Raw genomic sequence first — 17779 nt, forward strand, 5'->3', positions numbered from 1 at the left:
TTCCCCTCAGGTGGAGTAGGCGCTGTTCTCGTGCACGTAGTCGTGGGTGAGGTCATTGGTGAGGATGGTGGCCTCGGAGTCTCCGGACTTGAGATCGATGGTGACCTGCACCGTCCGGCCGGTCAGGTCCACCCCTGCACGATCCTCGCCGATGCCGCCGCCGCGGCAGATCCACACTCCGTTGACCGCCACGTCGATCGTGGCAGGGTCGAAGGCGACGTCGGTGGTGCCCACCGCCGAGAGGATGCGGCCCCAGTTGGGGTCCTGGCCGAAGATCGCCGTCTTGAACAGGTTGGACCGCGCCACCGAGCGTCCGGCGGTCTCGGCGTCCTCCTCGCTGGCGGCGTTCACCGTGGTGATGGCGATCTCGTGGGCCGCGCCCTCGGCGTCGGCGATCAGCTGAGCGGCGAGGTCTCGGCAGACCTCCGTCAGCGCGGCCTGGAACTCGTGCAGATCGACCCCGGACTCATGTGCCTGCGGATGCGCCCCGGAGGCCATCGCGATGACGGTGTCGTTGGTGGACATGCAGCCGTCGGAGTCGGCACGGTCGAAGCTCACCCGCACCGCCTCGCGCAGGGCGGAGTCCAGATCCTGCTGGGAGATGACCGCGTCGGTGGTGATGACCGAGAGCATGGTCGCCATGCCCGGGGCCAGCATGCCGGCGCCCTTGGCCATGCCTCCGACCACGAAGCCGGCCCCGGCGGCCTGCGCGGTCTTGGAGACGCTGTCGGTGGTCCGGATGGCGTCAGCGGCGGACGAGGCGGCGTCGTCGTCATCGGCCAGGACGGCCACGGCGGCGTCCACCCCGGGCAGCAGGGCACCCATGTCCAGCCGCTCCCCGATCAGGCCGGTGGAGCAGACCAGGACGTCCTGGGCAGAGAGGTCGAGGGCTTCGGCCACACGCTCGGCGGTGTGGTGAGTGTCGGCGAAGCCCTCCGGGCCGGTGCAGGCGTTGGCGCCTCCGGAGTTGAGCACGACGGCGTCGGCCCGGCCGTCGCTGATCGCCTGACGAGACCAGAGCACCGGTGCGGCGGCGACCCGGTTGCTGGTGAACACGGCGGCCGCATGCCGCAGCGGGCCGACGTTGACCACCAGGGCGAGGTCGCGGCCCGCCGACTTCAGCCCGGAGGTGACCCCGGCGGCGGTGAATCCTGCGGCTGCGGTGACGCTCATGGGGAGACTCCCAACAGGTTCAGCCCGGTGGTCTCCTCGAGACCCAGGGCGATGTTCATGGACTGGACGGCACCGCCGGCGGTGCCCTTGGTGAGGTTGTCGCTGGCGGAGACCACGATGACTCGCCCGGCACGCTCGTCGACGGCCAGCTGCACGGTGACGTGGTTGGAGCCGACGACGTGTTTGGTGGCCGGCCACTGGCCCTCGGGCAGCAGGTGAACGAAGGGTTCGGCCTCGTAACGGGCTGCGTAGGCCTCCCGCAGCTGGCCGGCTGTGGTCCCCTCGGCCAGCCGTGCGGTGGAGGTGGCCAGGATGCCGCGCGCCATCGGAGCCAAGGTGGGAGTGAAGGAGATCTGCACCTCGGTGCCGGCGATCCCGCCCAGGCCCTGCTCGATCTCCGGGGTGTGACGGTGGATTCCGCCCACGCCGTAGGGGCTCATCCCACCCATCGTCTCGGAGCCCAGCAGGTGGGGTCTGAGCGACTTTCCAGCCCCGGAGGTACCGGTGGCGGCGACGATGACGACGTCGGTCGGCTCGACCAGACCGGCGGCGAAGGCTGGGGCCAGACCCAGGAGGATCGTCGTGGGATAGCAGCCGGGCACGGCGATACGCCGGGCACCGGCGAGCCTCTCGCGCTGACCGGGCAGCTCAGGAAGCCCATAGGGCCAAGTCCCCTGATGCTCGGAGCCGTAGAACGCCTCCCAGGCCCCGGCCGACTCCAGGCGATGGTCCGCGGCGGCGTCGATCACCAACACGTCATCGGCGAGCTGGGCGGCGATCTCACCGCTGGCTCCATGCGGCAGGGCGAGGAAGACGACGTCGTGGCCCGCGAGGTTCTCCGCGGTGGTCTCCAGGATGGTCTTCTCCGCGAGCGGATGCAGATGGGGCTGCACCGAGCCCAGGAGCTCGCCGGCCGAGGAGTGCGCGGTGACCGCACCGACCTCGACCTCGGGGTGGCCCGCGAGCAGGCGCAGGACTTCACCGCCTGCATAGCCGGAGGCGCCGGAGACGGCGATCGAGTAGCTCATAACCACCAGTCTACGCACATGTATGCAGCTTGATCAATATTTATGCATCGCTGGTCGTCGGACGCTGCGTTCTTCATGTCCAGGGGACTTCGATAGTCTGACCGCATGAACGAAAAGAACGTCTTCCCCGAGGACCTGCCCGGCGCCGCACGTGTCACGCGCGCTGACCAGGCCGGCGGACCTGAAGTGTTCACGACGGTCGAGACCCCCTTGCCCGAGCCTGGCCCGGGCCAGGTGCTGGTCGAGACGCGCGCTGCCGGGGTGAACTTCATCGAGACCTACCAGCGCAGCGGGGTCTACCCCGTGGAGTATCCCTTCGTCCCCGGCACCGAGGGCGCCGGCACCGTCATCGCCCAGGGCGACGGCACTGAAGGCCCGCAGATCGGCCAACGGGTGACCACCACCGAGGCCGCTACCGGCACCTACGCCAGCCACTTCCTGGTGGACGCCGCCAAGGCGGTCACCGTGCCCGACGACGTCTCCGACGAGCAGGCGGCGGCACTGCCCCTGCAGGGAGCCACCGCCCACTACCTGATCAACTCGACCTACCGCGTGGCCCCCGGAGAGACCGTACTCACCCACGCCGGCGCCGGCGGGGTGGGCCAGATCCTCACCCAACTGCTCAAGGCCAAGGGTGCTCGGGTCATCACCACCACCTCCACATCGGAGAAGGCGGAGATCGCCCAGGCCGCAGGCGCCGACTATGTGCTGACCTACGACACCTTCGCCGACCAGGTGCGGGAGATCACCAAGGGCGAGGGCGTCTCGGTGGTCTACGACGGCGTCGGCAAGGACACCTTCACCGGTTCGCTGGAGAGCCTCGGAGTCCGCGGGACCCTCGTGCTCTTCGGCGGCGCCTCCGGCCAGGTCCCGCCGCTCGACCTGCAGGAGCTCAACCGGCGCGGCGGCCTCTTCGTGACCCGCCCTGCGCTGCACTGGTACCTGCGCAACGCCGAGGAGCGCGCCTGGCGGTTCTCCGAGCTGTTCAAGTCGCTCACCGACGGGGACCTGACGCTGAACATCGGAGGCACCTACCCGCTCTCCGAAGCCGGGCGTGCCCACGACGACCTCGAGGCACGCCGCACCACCGGCAAGCTCCTGCTGACACCCTGACCACACGCCCGACGGGCCCTTCTGCGAGCGACGACGGCCCCTCCCCTGGTGATCCAGGGTGAGGGGCCGTCGTCGTCGGGACGTGCGCGACAGTCAGCGCTGGACGGCGCCGTGCCGCTCCGCGGCCAGGGCCACGGCCGCGCCGCGCGCCTCCGAGGCTTCGTCCGCGGTGAGGGTGCGGTCTGCGGCGCGGAAGCGCAGCGCGTAGGCCAGCGACTTCCTGCCGACCTCGATCCCCTCGCCGGAATACACGTCGAAGAGCTCGATGTCCTCCAGGAGCTCCCCTGCGCCCTCGGTGAGCGTGGACTCCAGGTCACCGGCCGGCAGCGCCTCATCCACGATCAGCGAGACGTCCTGGGTGGACGGCGGGAACGCCGCGATCGGCTCCGCGACGATCTTCTCCGGCACGGCCGCCAGCACGGCGGAGAGGTCCAGCTCCATGGCCGCGGTGCGGGCCGGCAGGTCCCACTCCTCGGCGACCTTCGGATGCAGCTCACCGGCATAACCGACGACGGCGCCGGAGACCACCAGCTCGGCGGTCCGGCCCGGGTGGAAGGCCTGGTGGCGTCCCTGCCGCAGGGTCAGCTCCACACCCAGCAGCCGAGCCGCGGTGCGGGCCGCGTCGACGGCGTCGGCCCAGTCCCGAGCCCGCCCCGGCAGTCCCGGGGAGGCGGCAGGCTCGGAGCCGGCCAGCGCTACGGCCAAGTGCCAGGGCTGGTGCGGGATGCCGGCCTCGAGCGCGGCGAGGGTCTCCTCCCCCGGGCGCGCACCCAGCGGAGGGATCGACGGAGCGCCCACCGTCTCACCCGGCAGATAGACCAGACCTGCCTCATAGAGGGCGAGATCGCCGAATCCGCGGGAGACGTTGCGCCGCAGAGTGTCCAGCAGACCAGGCAGCACAGCGGTGCGCAGCGTGCCCTGCTGGGACGCGATCGGGTTCTCCAGGCGCAGCATCGCCAACTGCCCGTCGTCCGGGCGGCCGAACAGTGTGTTGGCCTCCTCAGAATAGAAGGGGTAGCTCAGCGTCTCCGTGAACCCGGCGGCCGCCATCCCGCCGAGCACCTGCCGGCGGTGCTGCTGCTCCCGGGAAAGGCCTCGGCCGGCCGGGGCGGCCGGCAGGCGGGAGGGGATCCGGTCATAGCCGATCAGCCGGGCGATCTCCTCGACCAGGTCCTCCCCGATGGTGAGGTCAGGGCGCCAGCTGGGCGGGGTGACGCGCAGCGTCTGGCCCTCCTCGCTCAGCTCGGCGCCGATGGCCCGCAGCGTGGAGCTGATCTGCTCCGGCGTGTACGCCACACCGGTGAGCTTCTCCGGCAGCGCCGGATCCAGCAGGATCGGCTCCGGCAGCACCGGGGCGCCCGCATCGGTGACCTCGCCCGCGTCGGTCCCGCCGGCCAGCTCCACCAGCAGGTCCACCACGCGCTGGGCGGCGAGTGGCGGAAGCAGCGGGTCCACTCCGCGCTCGAATCGCTTGGAGGCCTCGGAGGGGAGCTTGTGTCGGCGCTTGCTCCGACTGACGCTGATCGGGTCGAAATGAGCGGCCTCCACGATCACCGTGGAGGTGGTGCTGTCCACCTCGGTCCGGGCCCCGCCCATCACTCCGGCGATGCCGATCGGACCGCCCTGATCGGCGATGACCAGGTCCTCGGAGTGCAGGGTGCGGACCTTCTCGTCCAGGGTGGTGAGCTGCTCCCCCGCTGTTGCGCGGCGCACGTCGATGCCGCCGTCGAGCTTGGCGGCGTCATAGCAGTGGTTGGGCTGGCCCAGCTCGAGCATCACGTAGTTGGAGATGTCCACCGGAAGCGAGATGGGACGCATCCCGGCCAGGCGCAGCCGGGCTGCCATCCATGGCGGGGTGGGTGCCTCCGGGTTGATCCCAGTGACCTTGTGTGCGACGAAGCGGCTGCAGCCCTCGACCCCATAGATGGGCGCCTGATCGGCGAGGCTGACCTCAAGGCCGGGCCGGGCGGCGTCGTCGGTGCTGATCTGCGCGGCGGGATCACTGAAGGGAGTCCCGGTGGCGTGGGCATACTCGCGAGCCACCCCGCGGATGGAGAACGCGTAGCCACGGTCCGGAGTCACGTTGATCTCCGCCGCCGCGTCGGTCAGGCCGAGCAGCTCGAGGGCGTCGGCGCCGATCTCCGGGTCCAGATTCAGGGTGGAGAGCACGAGGATGCCGTCGTGGTCCTCCCCGATGCCGAGCTCCCGGACCGAGGAGATCATGCCGGCGGAGACGTGGCCGTAGGTCTTCCGGGCGCTGATCCGGAAGTCCCCGGGCAGCACCGCACCGGGCAGGGTCACCACGACCTTGTCCCCGACCTCGAAGTTGTGCGCCCCGCAGACCACGCCCTGGATGCCGTCGGGCGAGATGCCCTCACCGGTGAGGGTCTGCTCCTGGCCCTCGGGGACCACGCGGACCTGACACCAGTTGATGGTCTTGCCGTTGCTCTGCGGCTCCGGGGTCTTCTCCAGGACCTCGCCGACGACGATCGGGCCGGTGATCTCGTCGGAGGGACGGTGGACGTCCTCCTCCTCGAGACCGACGCGGACCAAGTCCGCCATGAGGTCCTCGGGCGTGGCGTCCGCCGGGAGCTGGGTGTGTTCACGAAGCCATGACAGGGGGATGCGCATGTCCTCAGACCTCCATTCCGAAGTGCTGGCTGAAGCGGACGTCGCCCTCGATCATGTCGCGCATGTCGGAGACGTCGTTCCGGAACATGAGCGTGCGCTCCACGCCCATGCCGAAGGCGAACCCGGTATGGACCTCCGGGTCCACTCCGGCGGCGCGCAGCACGTTCGGGTGGACCATGCCGCAGCCGCCCCACTCGATCCACTGCGGGCCGCCCTTGGCCCCCGGATGCCAGATGTCCATCTCGGCACTAGGCTCGGTGAACGGGAAGAAGGAGGGGCGCAGGCGGATGGCGGCCTCGGGGCCGAACATCTGCCGGGCGAAATGCTCCAGGGTGCCGCGCAGGTCGGCCATGGTCAGGCCCTTGTCCACGGCGAGGCCCTCGAACTGGTGGAACACGGGGGTATGGGTGGCGTCGAGCTCATCGGTGCGGAACGTCTTCCCGGGGCAGAGCACGTAGACCGGCAGCTCACGCTCCAGCAGCGAGCGCACCTGCACCGGCGAGGTGTGGGTGCGCAGCACCAGATGCGAATCCTTGGGCTCCACGAAGAAGGTGTCCTGCATCTCGCGCGCCGGGTGGTCCGGATCGAAGTTGAGGGCATCGAAGTTGAACCACTCCGACTCGACCTCGGGCCCCTCGGCGATCTCCCAGCCCATGCCCACGAACACGTCGCTGACCCGTTCCTGCAGGACGGTCAGCGGGTGACGCGCGCCGGCAGGACGGCGGCGGGACGCGGCGGTGACGTCGACGGTCTCCTCCACGAGGATCCGCTCGGCTTGTTCGGCCTCCAGCACCTCGGTGCGTGCCACGAGCGCCTTCTGGATCCGGCCGCGGGCACCGCCGAGCAGCTTGCCGGCCGCCTTCTTGTCCTCCTTCGGGAGGTCCTTGATCTTCCGGTTCGCCAGCGCGATGGGGGCCTTCTCACCGCTGTGCGCGAGCCGGACCTCCTTGAGCTGCTCGAGGTCGGAAGCCTGGTCGAAGGCCGCGAGGGCGTTCTGGACGCAGACTTCGACGGCGGCCTCGTCGAGCGGGTGCGGGACGGCGCCGTCGACGACGCCGGACGCAGCCTCCTGCTCCCGGGTCTCCGGGCTGGTGTCAGTGCTGGACATGCTTCTCCAACTGTCAGCGGGTGGGGGCGAACCCGCTCAGTTTATGCGGTTCGCGATGGCGTTGCCGAGTCGAGTCGCGACCAGCCCTCGAACCAGTGTTCTGACAGTTTTCTCACAGACTTCTCGATTCGAATACACATTCGACACTGGACCAGGAAGGCTTGCAGGACCCCTAGAATACGTGTTCTAATGACAGGGCGCGATGGGAAGCGCGACGCGCGCAGAAGCCCTCCTCACTGCTTCTGCGCGCGTCTCCCATGTCTGGATCCTCCATCCTCGACGCGCCAGAGGTGCGGGGCCGCGTGGACACCTCGCGAGCAGAGGCCCACGTCTCAGCGGATGGCGCAGCGTCTGGAGCTCGACTCCACGCAGATGCCCCACCACATCAAGGGGGCACACGGTCGCTCCGAGGATGAGCTGGGCAGGGCGCCCAAGCCCGGCCCGCATGGGTCCATCACGGCAGCTCCATCAGCCAGGGGTCGAGCTCGACAGCCATGCCAGGGCTGGGTCATCGGGCTGGGTGAGGACCTGCGAGAGATCGCACGTAGTCATGGAGCTGGCGAGCAACGCCTGCCATCACTGCCTCGGCCCCGGGCTGCGCAGCGGCGGTCACTCGGGACTCTGTCAGCGCGGCGATCGCCACCGCTGCACCATCGGCATGCTCCACCACGCCGATCTCGTGACGAAGGTTCAACTGCGTGCCGGTCTTCGACGACCAGCGACTCGCATCGGAGGCGAAATCTGGCGTGAGACGGTGACGATGGACGTTCGCGCCCATGAGATCTCGCATACGACCCGCAACCCAGGGGTCAAGCGATGAGGGGCCTCGTGACGACGGGGAACCTGCCGGCGAGAGGGCTGTCCAGACCGTGTCGAGCATGTCCACCAGCCCCCGCGCCGAACCCACATTCGTGCGGTCGACGTCGAACTGCTCAAGTCGGTGACCACCTCCTTCAGTGCGCTTCTCAATCGCCAAGGCATGAGCCAAATCAGCGTCCTCTGGCGAAAGCACCTCGGCGGGTGTGCGAGTAAGCGGGGAGAGGCCCTCTCGCACAGTGATCGAGCACATGTCCCATCGCCTGAGGGCAGTCATCACGTCAGGAGGGGTGACCAACCCGAACAGTGCGTCGGCCGCAGCATTGTCGCTGAGCGAGACCGCCAGCGAGAGCGCATCTTCTACGGCGATGTCGGCGACGTGCTGAAACCTCGTGATCCCTGTGGGCCCAGGCGTAGTGATGCGCCCAGGCCGAACGTGCAGTCGGCTGGCAGGATCGAGTGTCCCGAGTCGGATGTTCTCCAGAACTGCCAACCCTAGCGGCACTTTCACCAAGGAGGCCAAGGGCAGCGGCAGATCAGGCTCGACACTGAGCTCCTCGCCGGTCGAAAGGTCTCTGACGAGGTATGAACCTCTCAGGCCCGCTCGTTCGAGCTGGCCGCGCAGGTCATCTGTCAAAGCCGTGGCGGGTATGTCAGCATTCGTAGGCACACTATGAAGATACGCCGTCCATCGTCGTTTTCGCGTGGCCGACCCCCAGCGCCTGGCCGATCGGCTCACGGAGTGACTCAGCGAGTGCCCCGGGGTCACTGCCAGAGACGCCGCGGAGGGCGTACGTGCGTTCGAACGCACCGACAGCGATGGCGCGCCAGTGAAGCCCGAACTCAGTGGCCTGCCGAGACGAACACATCACCAGGTCCCCCGAGGCGAGAGTCTCGGTGACAGCGCCGGTCAGGGTCGATGCCAGCTGCACCTGGGAGGGAGCCAATCCGGCTGCGTCTCGGAGGCGCAGGAAGCGGTCCCGGGTCGTCGCTACGTCGTCCTCGGGCTGCAGCCAGATTCGCCGTGCCACGCCTGCGGGGCTGTGGCGTCGAGCCCTCAACGTATCGAGATGGACAGGACGGGAGCCTTCATCGTGGCCCGAGGCCAGCCCCAACGGCACAGTCCAGCGTGCTTGATCCGGTGCGACAGCGATGAGCGCGACCTCGACGTCGTGGGTGCGCAGTTGTTCAGCCCGGTCGGCGGGGTCTGCCTGGTGCAGGTCCAAGACCACGCCTGCTTCTTTGCTCGTCTTCCCCAATTCCGCGAGGTCTCTTACTGTGCAGATCGCTGGTACGGCGCATCGTACGGGAGCCTCGCGGGCATGTGCGGCGTCGCGGCGCAAGGAATCGGCAAGGTGGACCAGCCGCCGGGCTCGGGGCAACAGCTTGACGCCGAAAGGGGTGGGAGCGGCTCGACGACCTGAGCGGTCGATCAGTCGGGCGCCGAGCTCACGTTCCAGAGCGGCGACCCGTCGACTGGCAACTGATTGAGGTATCTGGGCCACGGCAGCACCGATCGTGAAGCTGCCCATATCGCTGACGCTGACGAAGGCGCGACAGGCCGCCAAGAAGTCCATACCCACATCGTATGCCGTTTCAGCATCATTATGGTGCTTTCGTGCTTGGACGGCATGAGACCTCGTACTGCACGCTGAAAATCGCTCGATCCGCATCTCGCTGATCAGTTGAACCCGTAAGGAGACCCCATGACTTCCCCCAGCCTTCGACGCCTCAGTGCTTTCGGCATGTTCGCGCCTGTGGCGTTTCTGATGGCCGCATGTTCTGGCGCCGCACCCGACGACGCCACCTCGTCGGCGAGTCCTTCCCCAGAGCAGACACCGATCGTGGACAGTTTCGAGGAGCTGGAGTCGCGTTTCGATGCCACCCTCGGCGTCTATGCCGTTGACACCGCTACCGGTGAAGAAGTGACCTGGCGTGAGGATGAGCGGTTCGCCTATACCTCCACGATCAAGGCGATCGCCGCTGGCGCGGTCCTGGACGACGTCGGCGTCGCCGGACTCGAGACAGAGATTCCCGTCGAGGAAGAGGACATCGTGCCCCACTCTCCGATCACCGAGAACCATGTCGGTCAGACGATGACTCTCGGAGAGATCGCCGAGGCCGCTGTGACGGTGAGTGACAACGCGGCTGCCAACTTCCTCTTCGATGCGCTCGGCGGTCCTGGCCAGCTCGACGCTGCCCTGGCGGATTTGGGCGATGACGTCACTGAGGTGGTACGTCGTGAGCCCGATCTCAATGAGGCGACTCCAGGTGATGACCGGGATACCACCACGGCTCGTGCGATCACAGGCGATCTGCGGGAGTACCTCTTCGGCACGGTCTTGGATGACGAGGAGAAGTCTCAGCTCGGCGAGTGGTTGATCGACAGTGAAACCGGCGGCACTCTCATCCGCGCCAATCTTCCTTCCGACTGGACCATCGGGGACAAATCTGGAAACGGCGGCTATGCGAGTCGCGGCAACGTCGCGGTGATCTGGCCTACCGATGGTGATCCGATCGTGATGGCGGTCCTGTCCTCACGCGATGAAGCGGACGCCGAACACGATGACCAACTCATCGCCGAGGCAGCCGAGGTGGCCATCTCCCAGCTTCGCTGACGATGCTCCACGTTCTGTCCCACGAACCTCGCCGAGGTGGGTTCTGGCTTCGGCCTGCCTCGGCGAGGACGCTGTCGCAAGAACCTGCGCCGATTCTCGGTATGGCCCGCGGCTATACACCGACCACCTGAACTGCTTCTCGAGACAGGCAGAAGCCCTCCTCACTGCTTCTGCGAGCGTCTCCCATGTCCGGGGTCTCCATCCTTGATGTGCTGGTTCTGTCGCCGGGGCGTGACGCAGGATCCCCTGAAGAAGAACTACAGCCCCCAGCAACTCACTCCGGCTGCGTCACAAGTTCCCCGCACCTGACGAGATCGCCCGGCACCGCGCGTCTCGACGTTGATGGTCACCCCGACGAGTCAGTCGCCTGAACCGCGGAATCAGCGACGGCCCTCGAGGTTAGTCATCACGAGCCTGAGAAGTCGACGCGAAGAACTGAACTGACAACATCGTCAAGATGGATGATGGAACAATGGACGCTGACGCTCTCGAGGACACTCGACTGGGGCTCGGTACATTGCGGACCCCAGGGGGCGAAGAACCGGCGCAGAAAGTCCGGATGCCACGCACCTGATGGGCGTCGAGCTTCGCTTCGAAGATGACGACACCCCCGGCGGAACCGTCTCACGCATGGGATGACAGATACCGAAAGGTAAGCATCATGAATCGTATTTCAGACCAGGACTGGCTTCCCCGTGCCGGCCTCGGCGTGACCGCCCTGGCGGCTCTGACCCTCACTGGCTGCGCTTCCGGTGAGGATCTTGAGCTCGAAGACGACGAATCGACGAGCCACGACGAAGGTGCCGAGGAGGCTGGGGAGACCGCCGATCCCCAGGGCGCCGCTGATGAGGATGGCGCAGGGGTCGACGAAGAAGACCTGGATGCTGATCCCACGGGTGCGGCTGAAGGCGATGGGGACGCCCCCGAAGAGGACGACACCGCATCAGCCGGGCCGCTCGACCCCGACGACGCCATCGAGGCCATTGCCTACGAGGTGCCGGGAGAGAGCAGCTCCACGATCGACGTCGGCCTCCATGATCTGCGTGTCGAGGATGACGTGATGCTGCTGGAGCTCTCATTCACAGGGGATTTCGCCGGCGACGACGCCAAGAACATCTACACCATGTTCAGCAGAACTGCTGTCTACCCAGAACTGAACGACCGGGAGAACCTCACGCAGTACACCGTGATCGGCGACAGTCACAACCGATGGGCGACGGATTCCACCAACTCAGGAGTTCAGTACGAGAGTGGCCAGACCGCACCCTATTGGGCCTATTACCCAGCGCCGGTGGATGATATCGAAACCATCGCCGTCACAGTCGTCCCCGGCGCAGTGGAGTTCGAGGACGTGGAGATCGACTGGGACGGGAATGAGCATTCCGATGTCGAGGATGGTGAGTGACGATGACTGCACAGACATCCGGCCTGCGCGTCCTGCCCCTCCTGACCGCCTGGGCCGTCACCGGCCTGCTATCTGTCAGCTCCTTGCCGGCAGCTGCGGCGCAGATGGACGACCACGAGCCTCCGCCCGAGCCCGAGGGCGGAGTTTCACAAGGGGACCTCGATGCGTCGATCCATGTCTGGGACGTCACAGACAACATCATCGATTTGGGGCAGAACGAGGACGAGGATGACGTCGTCGTCCTCGAGACCGACCTCCTCTTCGCCTCCAATGCGTGGGAGCTGACGAACAGGGCCAGCGCGCGGATCACTGAGCTCATCGAGGAGATCCCCGAGGGAGCCTCGGTAGAGGTACAGGGCCACACAGACTCACGCCCGGTGGATGAGGCTCGATACGGCTTCGACAACCAGGAGCTCTCAGAGAACCGTGCGCAGGCGGTGGCCGAGGTGCTCGAGGAAGGGCGGTCCGACCTCAGCTTGGACGTGGAGGGCTTCGGCGCCTCCGAACCCGCGGTCACCGAAGACCCAGACGACCCCAGCACCTACGCCGACAACCGCCGAGTAGAGATCCGCTACAGCTGAGGGGGTACGGGTGGCGGCTTGCCTCGAGATCACCTCTCCGGGAGAGCGTCTGTTCAGCACATCGTTGCTGGAGTCGGCCTCCGTGCGCCGCGCGTTGAGACGCCGAAAGCTGGCTGGACGGCAGGAAAAGCAGCTCTCTTGATCTGGTCCCGGAGACTGTCAACCTCTCCGTCTCCGCTGCCCGGTCACCATCAGCTGATGACGCGTCGCAGCAGCTCTTCCACGATGGGCCGGTCCGCCGGAATCCAGGGGCGATCGAGCAGGCCGGCAGTCAACGGCGCCCAGTCCAACCGATCATGGTCCTGCAGCGGCCAGGGCTCACCTTCAAGGATCTCACCCAGGTACAGGCGCATCACGGCCGTGCCGGTGAGCCTCCACCCCAGATCCGGCAGGTATGCCTCGTCCTGTCCGTCGACCTCTTCGCCGAGGGCCACTCGAATGCCGAGCTCCTCAGCGATCTCACGATGCACGGCCTCCACCGGGCCCTCCCCCGGCTCCAGCTTGCCGCCCGGGAACTCCCACAGGCGCCTGACCGGCTCCGGCTGGGTCCGTCGGGCGACCAGCATCTCAGCGGGGCCGCGATCGGGGCGACGGATCAGTGCCGCCGCGACGATGGTCTTGACCTGAAGCGCCGATCTCACACTGACTCGGCCAGCGTCTTCAGCCGACTGATCGACGCGGCGAGCATGTCCGCCGAGGTGCTGCGGGCTCGCTCGACGCGGGCCGGGTCGGTGAGCTGCGACCAGTCATAGGTGTGCGTCACCTCCACTGCGCCCGACGGCAGCGTGGCAAGCGACCAGCGCCAGAGGTGTCCGGCCGGCGGCTCCCCCATGGTGGCGGGCTTCCAGGCGACGAGCTCACCTTCGAGGAACTCCACCACGTGGTTCTCCCGCGTCTTGCCGTTGGTGAGCGTCATGCGGAAGACGTCACCCACCCCGGTGACACGCTGGTCCCGCTCAGCGTGGGAGAGGTTGCTGTTGCCGTCCCACTCGGCCTGCCGTGCCGGGTCGGCGATGAGTTCGAAGATCGCGGAGGCAGGAGCGTCGATGACGTCGTGGGCGGTCACGACGCGCCCGCAGTGGTCTGGATCGTAGGCCAGGTCCTCGGCACCGTTCTCCCCATAGGCGGCACACTCACGTGGCGCCCCGGGGACTCCGCCGTCTCTGTCAGCACGCTGTTCTGCGCTCATGGGATCCAGAGTACGCGAAGCGATCGGTAAGGTGTCGGCCCATGGGAGATTTTGACGAGCTGAGGACCTGGGCCGCAGGCTTGCTGAGGGGAGAGGTAGCGGCACTGCGCGCCACCGTTGCTGAGGACCTTCCGATCCTCGCTGAATGGTGGAATCAGCCTGATGTCGCCCTGTTCCAACAGCCCCGGATCGTCCAGCAGCCCCGCGCACAGGTGGAGGAACTCTTCACCACGTGGTCGCGGAACGACTCTCCGGGCGCCGTCGGCTACACCGTGACCCGCGCCCACGACGGCGAAGTGGCCGGTCACGTCTCTCTGCACAGCCTCACCGTCCCCGCCCGGATCGCGACGCTGGGGATCGTGCTCGGTCCCCCGGCCCAAGGGCAAGGACTCGGCGAAGAGGCCGTCAGCCTCATGCTGCGCCTGGCCTTCGATGAGATGGGTGCCAGGAAAGTCGAGTTGAAGGTCTTCTCCTTCAACGATCGTGCGAAGCGCCTCTACGACAAGCTCGGGTTCTGCGTCGAGGGGCGCCGCCGCGAAGCCGTCCTGCACGGGGGCCGATTCCATGACGAGATCTCCATGGGTCTGCTGGAGCCGGAGTATCGGGCCTGGTCGCAAGACTGATCCGCGGCTACGCTATTGATGGCCCTGTCGTCGACCACGAGGTGACCGGTGAAGTCCTGACGTCTGAGACCTGCGCAGTCCAGCCGCCGTCGTGCGGCGTGGCCACTGTGCTCTCTGACGGATCAGCACTTCACAGAACAGCCCGCTGACTCGACCGCCACTTCACTGTGCAGCGTCTCCACGCATCCCCACCCCTGCGTCCTCTGGAGACCACACATGTTGCATCCCACCGGTGCCGTCACCTGCACCGACCTCATCTTCCGCCATGCCGACGGCACATCCGTCCTGGACGGCGTCACCTTCAGCCTCGGCCCGGGCCGGCATGGCATCGTCGGCGACAACGGCTCCGGTAAAACGACCCTGCTGGGGCTGATCGCCGGGGAGCTGAGATCCACGTCGGGCACCGCCCACGTGGTGGGCGAGCTCGCCAGCCTGCCGCAGGACCCCGCACCGGATCCGCACCGCCCCGTGGCCGAGCTGCTCGGGGTCGCTGACACGTTCACCGCGCTCCGCCGCATCGAGGCAGGCTCCGTCGCCGTCGAGGACTTCGAGACCGTCGGCGACGACTGGGACCTCGACGAACGGCTGACCGCCTCACTCGCCCGCGTCGGACTGGAGGGCATCGACCTCGACCGTCCGTCCGGGACGCTCTCCGGTGGGGAGCTGATGCTGCTCAGCCTCACCGGCCTGCTCCTGCGGCGACCCGATGTCCTGCTGCTCGACGAACCGACGAACAACCTCGACGCACAGACCCGGAGCCGGGTCCACGACGTCGTCGCGACCTTCCCCGGGACGCTGCTGGTGGTCAGCCACGACCGCACGCTCCTGGAGAGGCTCGACGCGATCGGGGAGGTCCGCGACGGCGGGGTCCGTTGGTTCGGGGGCGGACTGTCCTTCTACGAAGACGTGGTCGCCGCGGAGCAGGAGGCTGCCGCCCAGGCGGTGGCCACAGCCCGTTCTGATGCCAGACGTCAGCAGCGGGATCTCGTCACCCAGCACGTGAAACAGGCACGCCGGGACCGCCAAGGTCGCAAGAAGGCGGACAGCCTGCCTCCCATCGTGGCCCATGCGTACCGGCGACGAGCCGAAGAGTCCGCAGGACGCCTGCGGACCATGCACGAAGGCCGACTCGAGGACGCCCGCGAACACCTGCAGGAGGCCGAACGGCGTGTGCGCCATGATGCCGAGATCCGCATCGACCTGCCCGATACCGCAGTGCCCGCCCAGCGGGACGTGCTGCGTGCCCGAGGACTCCGTGCGCCCCATGGCTCCACGGCCCTGGAACTGGCGATGCGCGGCCCCGAGCGGGTGGCCCTCACCGGCCCCAACGGCGTGGGGAAGACGTCCCTGCTGCGCTGCCTCACCGGACAACAACCAGCCCTGTCCGGGGAGGCGGAGATCCTGGTGCCTCACCGGCTGCTGCCGCAGAACCTCCACGTGCTCGACCCGGCGCTGAGCGTGCTGGAGAACGTGCAGCGGGCGGCTCCGGAGACGGACCCGACCCGGATCCGCCACCAACTGGCCCTGTTCCTGCTGCGGGGCGACGCCGTCCACCAGCCGGCCGGCAGCCTCTCCGGAGGCGAACGCTGGCGGGCCACGCTGGCCAGCATGTTGCTGGCCGAACCGGCGCCGCAGCTGCTGATCCTCGATGAACCCACCAACAACCTGGACTTCGCCAGCGTGCGGCACCTGATCCAATCCCTGCAGGCCCATCACGGCGCACTGCTGGTGGTCAGCCACGACGAGCACTTTCTCGACCAGCTCGACCTGGACCGCCGCATCGCCCTCACCGGCACGAAGGAGCCACCCGATGCCTGAGCCGCGGCACCTGAGTTCACCGTCGACCTGCCGACGAGGGGTCGCCTTCGCCATGATTCCGTTCTTGCAGGAAGTCGACTCATCATTAACACAACAGAAACATTATTGAATCACTTAGCTTAAGCAGTTTTGCCATGATGGAGCGGTCGCTGCATCGGCGGCGACCTCCACAGAAATGATCCCTGATGAAAGGTGCCGCACCATGGTCTCTGGTCTGCTTGGAACTGTTCTGGACATCGTCGGAGGGCTGACCGACACGCTCCTCGACCTGCTGACCGGCCTGGGGCTCTGAGCCTCCACGCACACCCACGGCGTGCCGCCCGTCGCTGAGCCCCACGCTCAGCTGTGACGGGCGGCACTGTCATGATCGGCACCATCGCCAGCGACCGTAGAATCGCTCCATGCCCGCCGACTCCCTGCAGCCACTGCCAGACGTCCGCTTCCCGCACTCCCCCGCGGAGGACCTCCTGGGCATGCTGACCGGCACGTTCCTGGCCTCCTTCGGCCTCCACCTGCTGCATGCCTCGCAGGCGGTCACCGGCGGAACAGCCGGGCTCTCCCTGCTGCTCACGTATGCGACGCCGTTGAGTTTCGCTGGGCTCTTCATGCTCGTGAACATCCCATTCTTCGTCCTGGCGATCTGGAAGAAGGGATGGAGATTCACCCTCCGCACCGCACTCGCAGTGGCGATGGTCTCCGGGTTCTCCCTGGTGCATGAGCGTTTCATCCCACTGCCTGAGCTGCACCCCATCTACGCAGTGGTCGCCGGGAATCTCCTCGCCGGTGTCGGCCTGCTCATCCTATTCCGCCACGGCGCGAGTCTCGGCGGCTTCAACATCGTGGCGCTGATCCTCCAGGAGCGGGCGGGGCTCCGTGCCGGATATGTACAGATGGCCATGGACCTGTGCGTGATCCTGCTGGCGCTCACCGTGATGGCCCCGGCCCAGGTAGCTCTGTCCGCGCTCGGCGCCATCGTGCTCAACATCGTGCTGGCCTTCAACCACCGCCCGGAACGATACCGCGCCTGACCCCCTAGGCTGTCGTCCATGCGGATCACCATCGTCGAAGGCGACATCACCATCCAGGACGTTGATGCCATCGTCAATGCGGCGAACTCCTCTCTGCTCGGCGGGGGCGGGGTGGACGGCGCTATCCATCGCGCCGCCGGTGAGGAGCTCTTGGAGCACTGCCGAGAACTGCGAGCCCGAGACTGGCCCGAGGGACTGCCACCGGGCCGCGCCGCCTCCACTCCGGCGGGCCGCCTCCCGGCTGATCACGTCATCCACACCGTCGGGCCGAACCGCCGGGCGGGTCAGACCGATCCCGATGTGCTCGCCTCCTGCTTCAGAGAGTCCCTGGCCGAGGCTGTCAGACTGGGCGTGCGACGCGTGGCCTTCCCTGCCATCGGGGCCGGCGTCTACGGCTGGGACGCCGACGACGTCGCCGCGGCGGCCCACCAGGTGCTCACCGACGAGTCCTCACGCTGGGAACCCTTGGACGAGGTCAGATTCGTCCTCTTCTCCGAAGCGGTCGCGGCGGTTTTCCGACGTCGAATGCTATGACTCTTCGATCACACGGTCTGGTCCCTGCCGGAGCAGATGGGGAACACCGTAGACACCGCCACCACGGATCCCGTGCAGCGCCGGCCTCCCGCCACGCCATGCAGCAGGGAAGCT

The 17779-nt window shown here is 67.4% G+C and carries 16 protein-coding genes; 8 read left to right on the forward strand and 8 right to left on the reverse strand.

The window, feature by feature from the left end; genetic code table 11:
- Positions 1–6: 6 nt before the first annotated feature.
- Positions 7–1173 carry a bifunctional glutamate N-acetyltransferase/amino-acid acetyltransferase ArgJ gene (argJ, locus tag HNR09_RS00955; RefSeq protein WP_179540342.1) on the reverse strand — a complete coding sequence of 389 codons (1167 nt, stop codon included), beginning with the start codon at positions 1171–1173 and terminating at the stop codon, positions 7–9.
- On the reverse strand, positions 1170–2201 hold the full coding sequence (argC, locus tag HNR09_RS00960; protein WP_179540343.1) for an N-acetyl-gamma-glutamyl-phosphate reductase: 1032 nt from the start codon (positions 2199–2201) through the stop codon (positions 1170–1172). The genes argJ and argC overlap by 4 nt, the downstream gene beginning before the upstream one ends.
- Positions 2202–2306: 105 nt before the next feature.
- Here argC and HNR09_RS00965 point away from each other — a divergent pair, with 105 nt between their 5' ends.
- A complete protein-coding gene (locus HNR09_RS00965; RefSeq protein ID WP_179540344.1) occupies positions 2307–3314 on the forward strand; it encodes a quinone oxidoreductase family protein in 1008 nt (335 codons plus the stop codon).
- Positions 3315–3407: 93 nt separating this feature from the next.
- On the opposite strand, the gene pheT is transcribed toward HNR09_RS00965, so the two are convergent.
- From pheT to HNR09_RS00985, 4 genes are all read right to left on the reverse strand, one after another.
- On the reverse strand, positions 3408–5945 hold the full coding sequence (gene pheT / locus HNR09_RS00970; RefSeq protein ID WP_179540345.1) for a phenylalanine--tRNA ligase subunit beta: 2538 nt from the start codon (positions 5943–5945) through the stop codon (positions 3408–3410).
- Positions 5946–5949: 4 nt separating this feature from the next.
- Complete coding sequence (pheS, locus tag HNR09_RS00975; protein WP_179540346.1) at positions 5950–7053, reverse strand: phenylalanine--tRNA ligase subunit alpha; 1104 nt, start codon at positions 7051–7053, stop codon at positions 5950–5952.
- A gap of 508 nt (positions 7054–7561) precedes the next feature.
- Positions 7562–8506 (reverse strand): serine hydrolase, encoded by a 945-nt coding sequence (locus tag HNR09_RS00980; RefSeq protein WP_218881855.1) that lies wholly within the window; start codon positions 8504–8506, stop codon positions 7562–7564.
- Between the two features lie 34 nt (positions 8507–8540).
- Entirely contained in the window at positions 8541–9446 is a 906-nt protein-coding gene (locus HNR09_RS00985) for a LysR family transcriptional regulator (protein WP_179540347.1), read from the reverse strand.
- Positions 9447–9575: 129 nt separating this feature from the next.
- On the opposite strand from HNR09_RS00985, the gene bla reads away from it, so the two are divergent.
- The 3 genes from bla to HNR09_RS01000 all read left to right on the forward strand — a co-directional run bounded on the left by bla (position 9576) and on the right by HNR09_RS01000 (position 12473).
- Positions 9576–10487 (forward strand): class A beta-lactamase, encoded by a 912-nt coding sequence (bla, locus tag HNR09_RS00990; protein WP_179540348.1) that lies wholly within the window; start codon positions 9576–9578, stop codon positions 10485–10487.
- A 598-nt stretch (positions 10488–11085) separates the two neighbouring features.
- Positions 11086–11892 (forward strand): hypothetical protein, encoded by an 807-nt coding sequence (locus HNR09_RS00995; protein WP_179540349.1) that lies wholly within the window; start codon positions 11086–11088, stop codon positions 11890–11892.
- A gap of 2 nt (positions 11893–11894) precedes the next feature.
- A complete protein-coding gene (locus tag HNR09_RS01000) occupies positions 11895–12473 on the forward strand; it encodes an OmpA family protein (RefSeq protein ID WP_179540350.1) in 579 nt (192 codons plus the stop codon).
- A 191-nt stretch (positions 12474–12664) separates the two neighbouring features.
- Here the strand turns inward: HNR09_RS01000 and HNR09_RS01005 are convergent, their stop codons facing one another.
- A complete protein-coding gene (locus tag HNR09_RS01005; RefSeq protein ID WP_322479933.1) occupies positions 12665–13114 on the reverse strand; it encodes an NUDIX domain-containing protein in 450 nt (149 codons plus the stop codon).
- Complete coding sequence (locus HNR09_RS01010) at positions 13111–13662, reverse strand: SRPBCC family protein (RefSeq protein ID WP_179540351.1); 552 nt, start codon at positions 13660–13662, stop codon at positions 13111–13113. The genes HNR09_RS01005 and HNR09_RS01010 overlap by 4 nt, the downstream gene beginning before the upstream one ends.
- Before the next feature lie 41 nt (positions 13663–13703).
- On the opposite strand from HNR09_RS01010, the gene HNR09_RS01015 reads away from it, so the two are divergent.
- From HNR09_RS01015 to HNR09_RS01030, 4 genes are all read left to right on the forward strand, one after another.
- A complete protein-coding gene (locus HNR09_RS01015; protein WP_179540352.1) occupies positions 13704–14285 on the forward strand; it encodes a GNAT family N-acetyltransferase in 582 nt (193 codons plus the stop codon).
- Positions 14286–14501: 216 nt separating this feature from the next.
- The gene (locus HNR09_RS01020) at positions 14502–16103 is read left to right on the forward strand and encodes an ABC-F family ATP-binding cassette domain-containing protein (RefSeq protein WP_179540353.1); all 1602 of its coding nucleotides are present in this window, start codon (positions 14502–14504) and stop codon (positions 16101–16103) included.
- Positions 16104–16504: 401 nt separating this feature from the next.
- The gene (locus HNR09_RS01025; protein ID WP_179540354.1) at positions 16505–17131 is read left to right on the forward strand and encodes a YitT family protein; all 627 of its coding nucleotides are present in this window, start codon (positions 16505–16507) and stop codon (positions 17129–17131) included.
- A gap of 18 nt (positions 17132–17149) precedes the next feature.
- Positions 17150–17665 (forward strand): O-acetyl-ADP-ribose deacetylase, encoded by a 516-nt coding sequence (locus HNR09_RS01030; protein ID WP_179540355.1) that lies wholly within the window; start codon positions 17150–17152, stop codon positions 17663–17665.
- Positions 17666–17779 lie beyond the last annotated feature (114 nt).

The organism is Nesterenkonia xinjiangensis, assembly GCF_013410745.1.
GTDB lineage: Bacteria > Actinomycetota > Actinomycetes > Actinomycetales > Micrococcaceae > Nesterenkonia > Nesterenkonia xinjiangensis.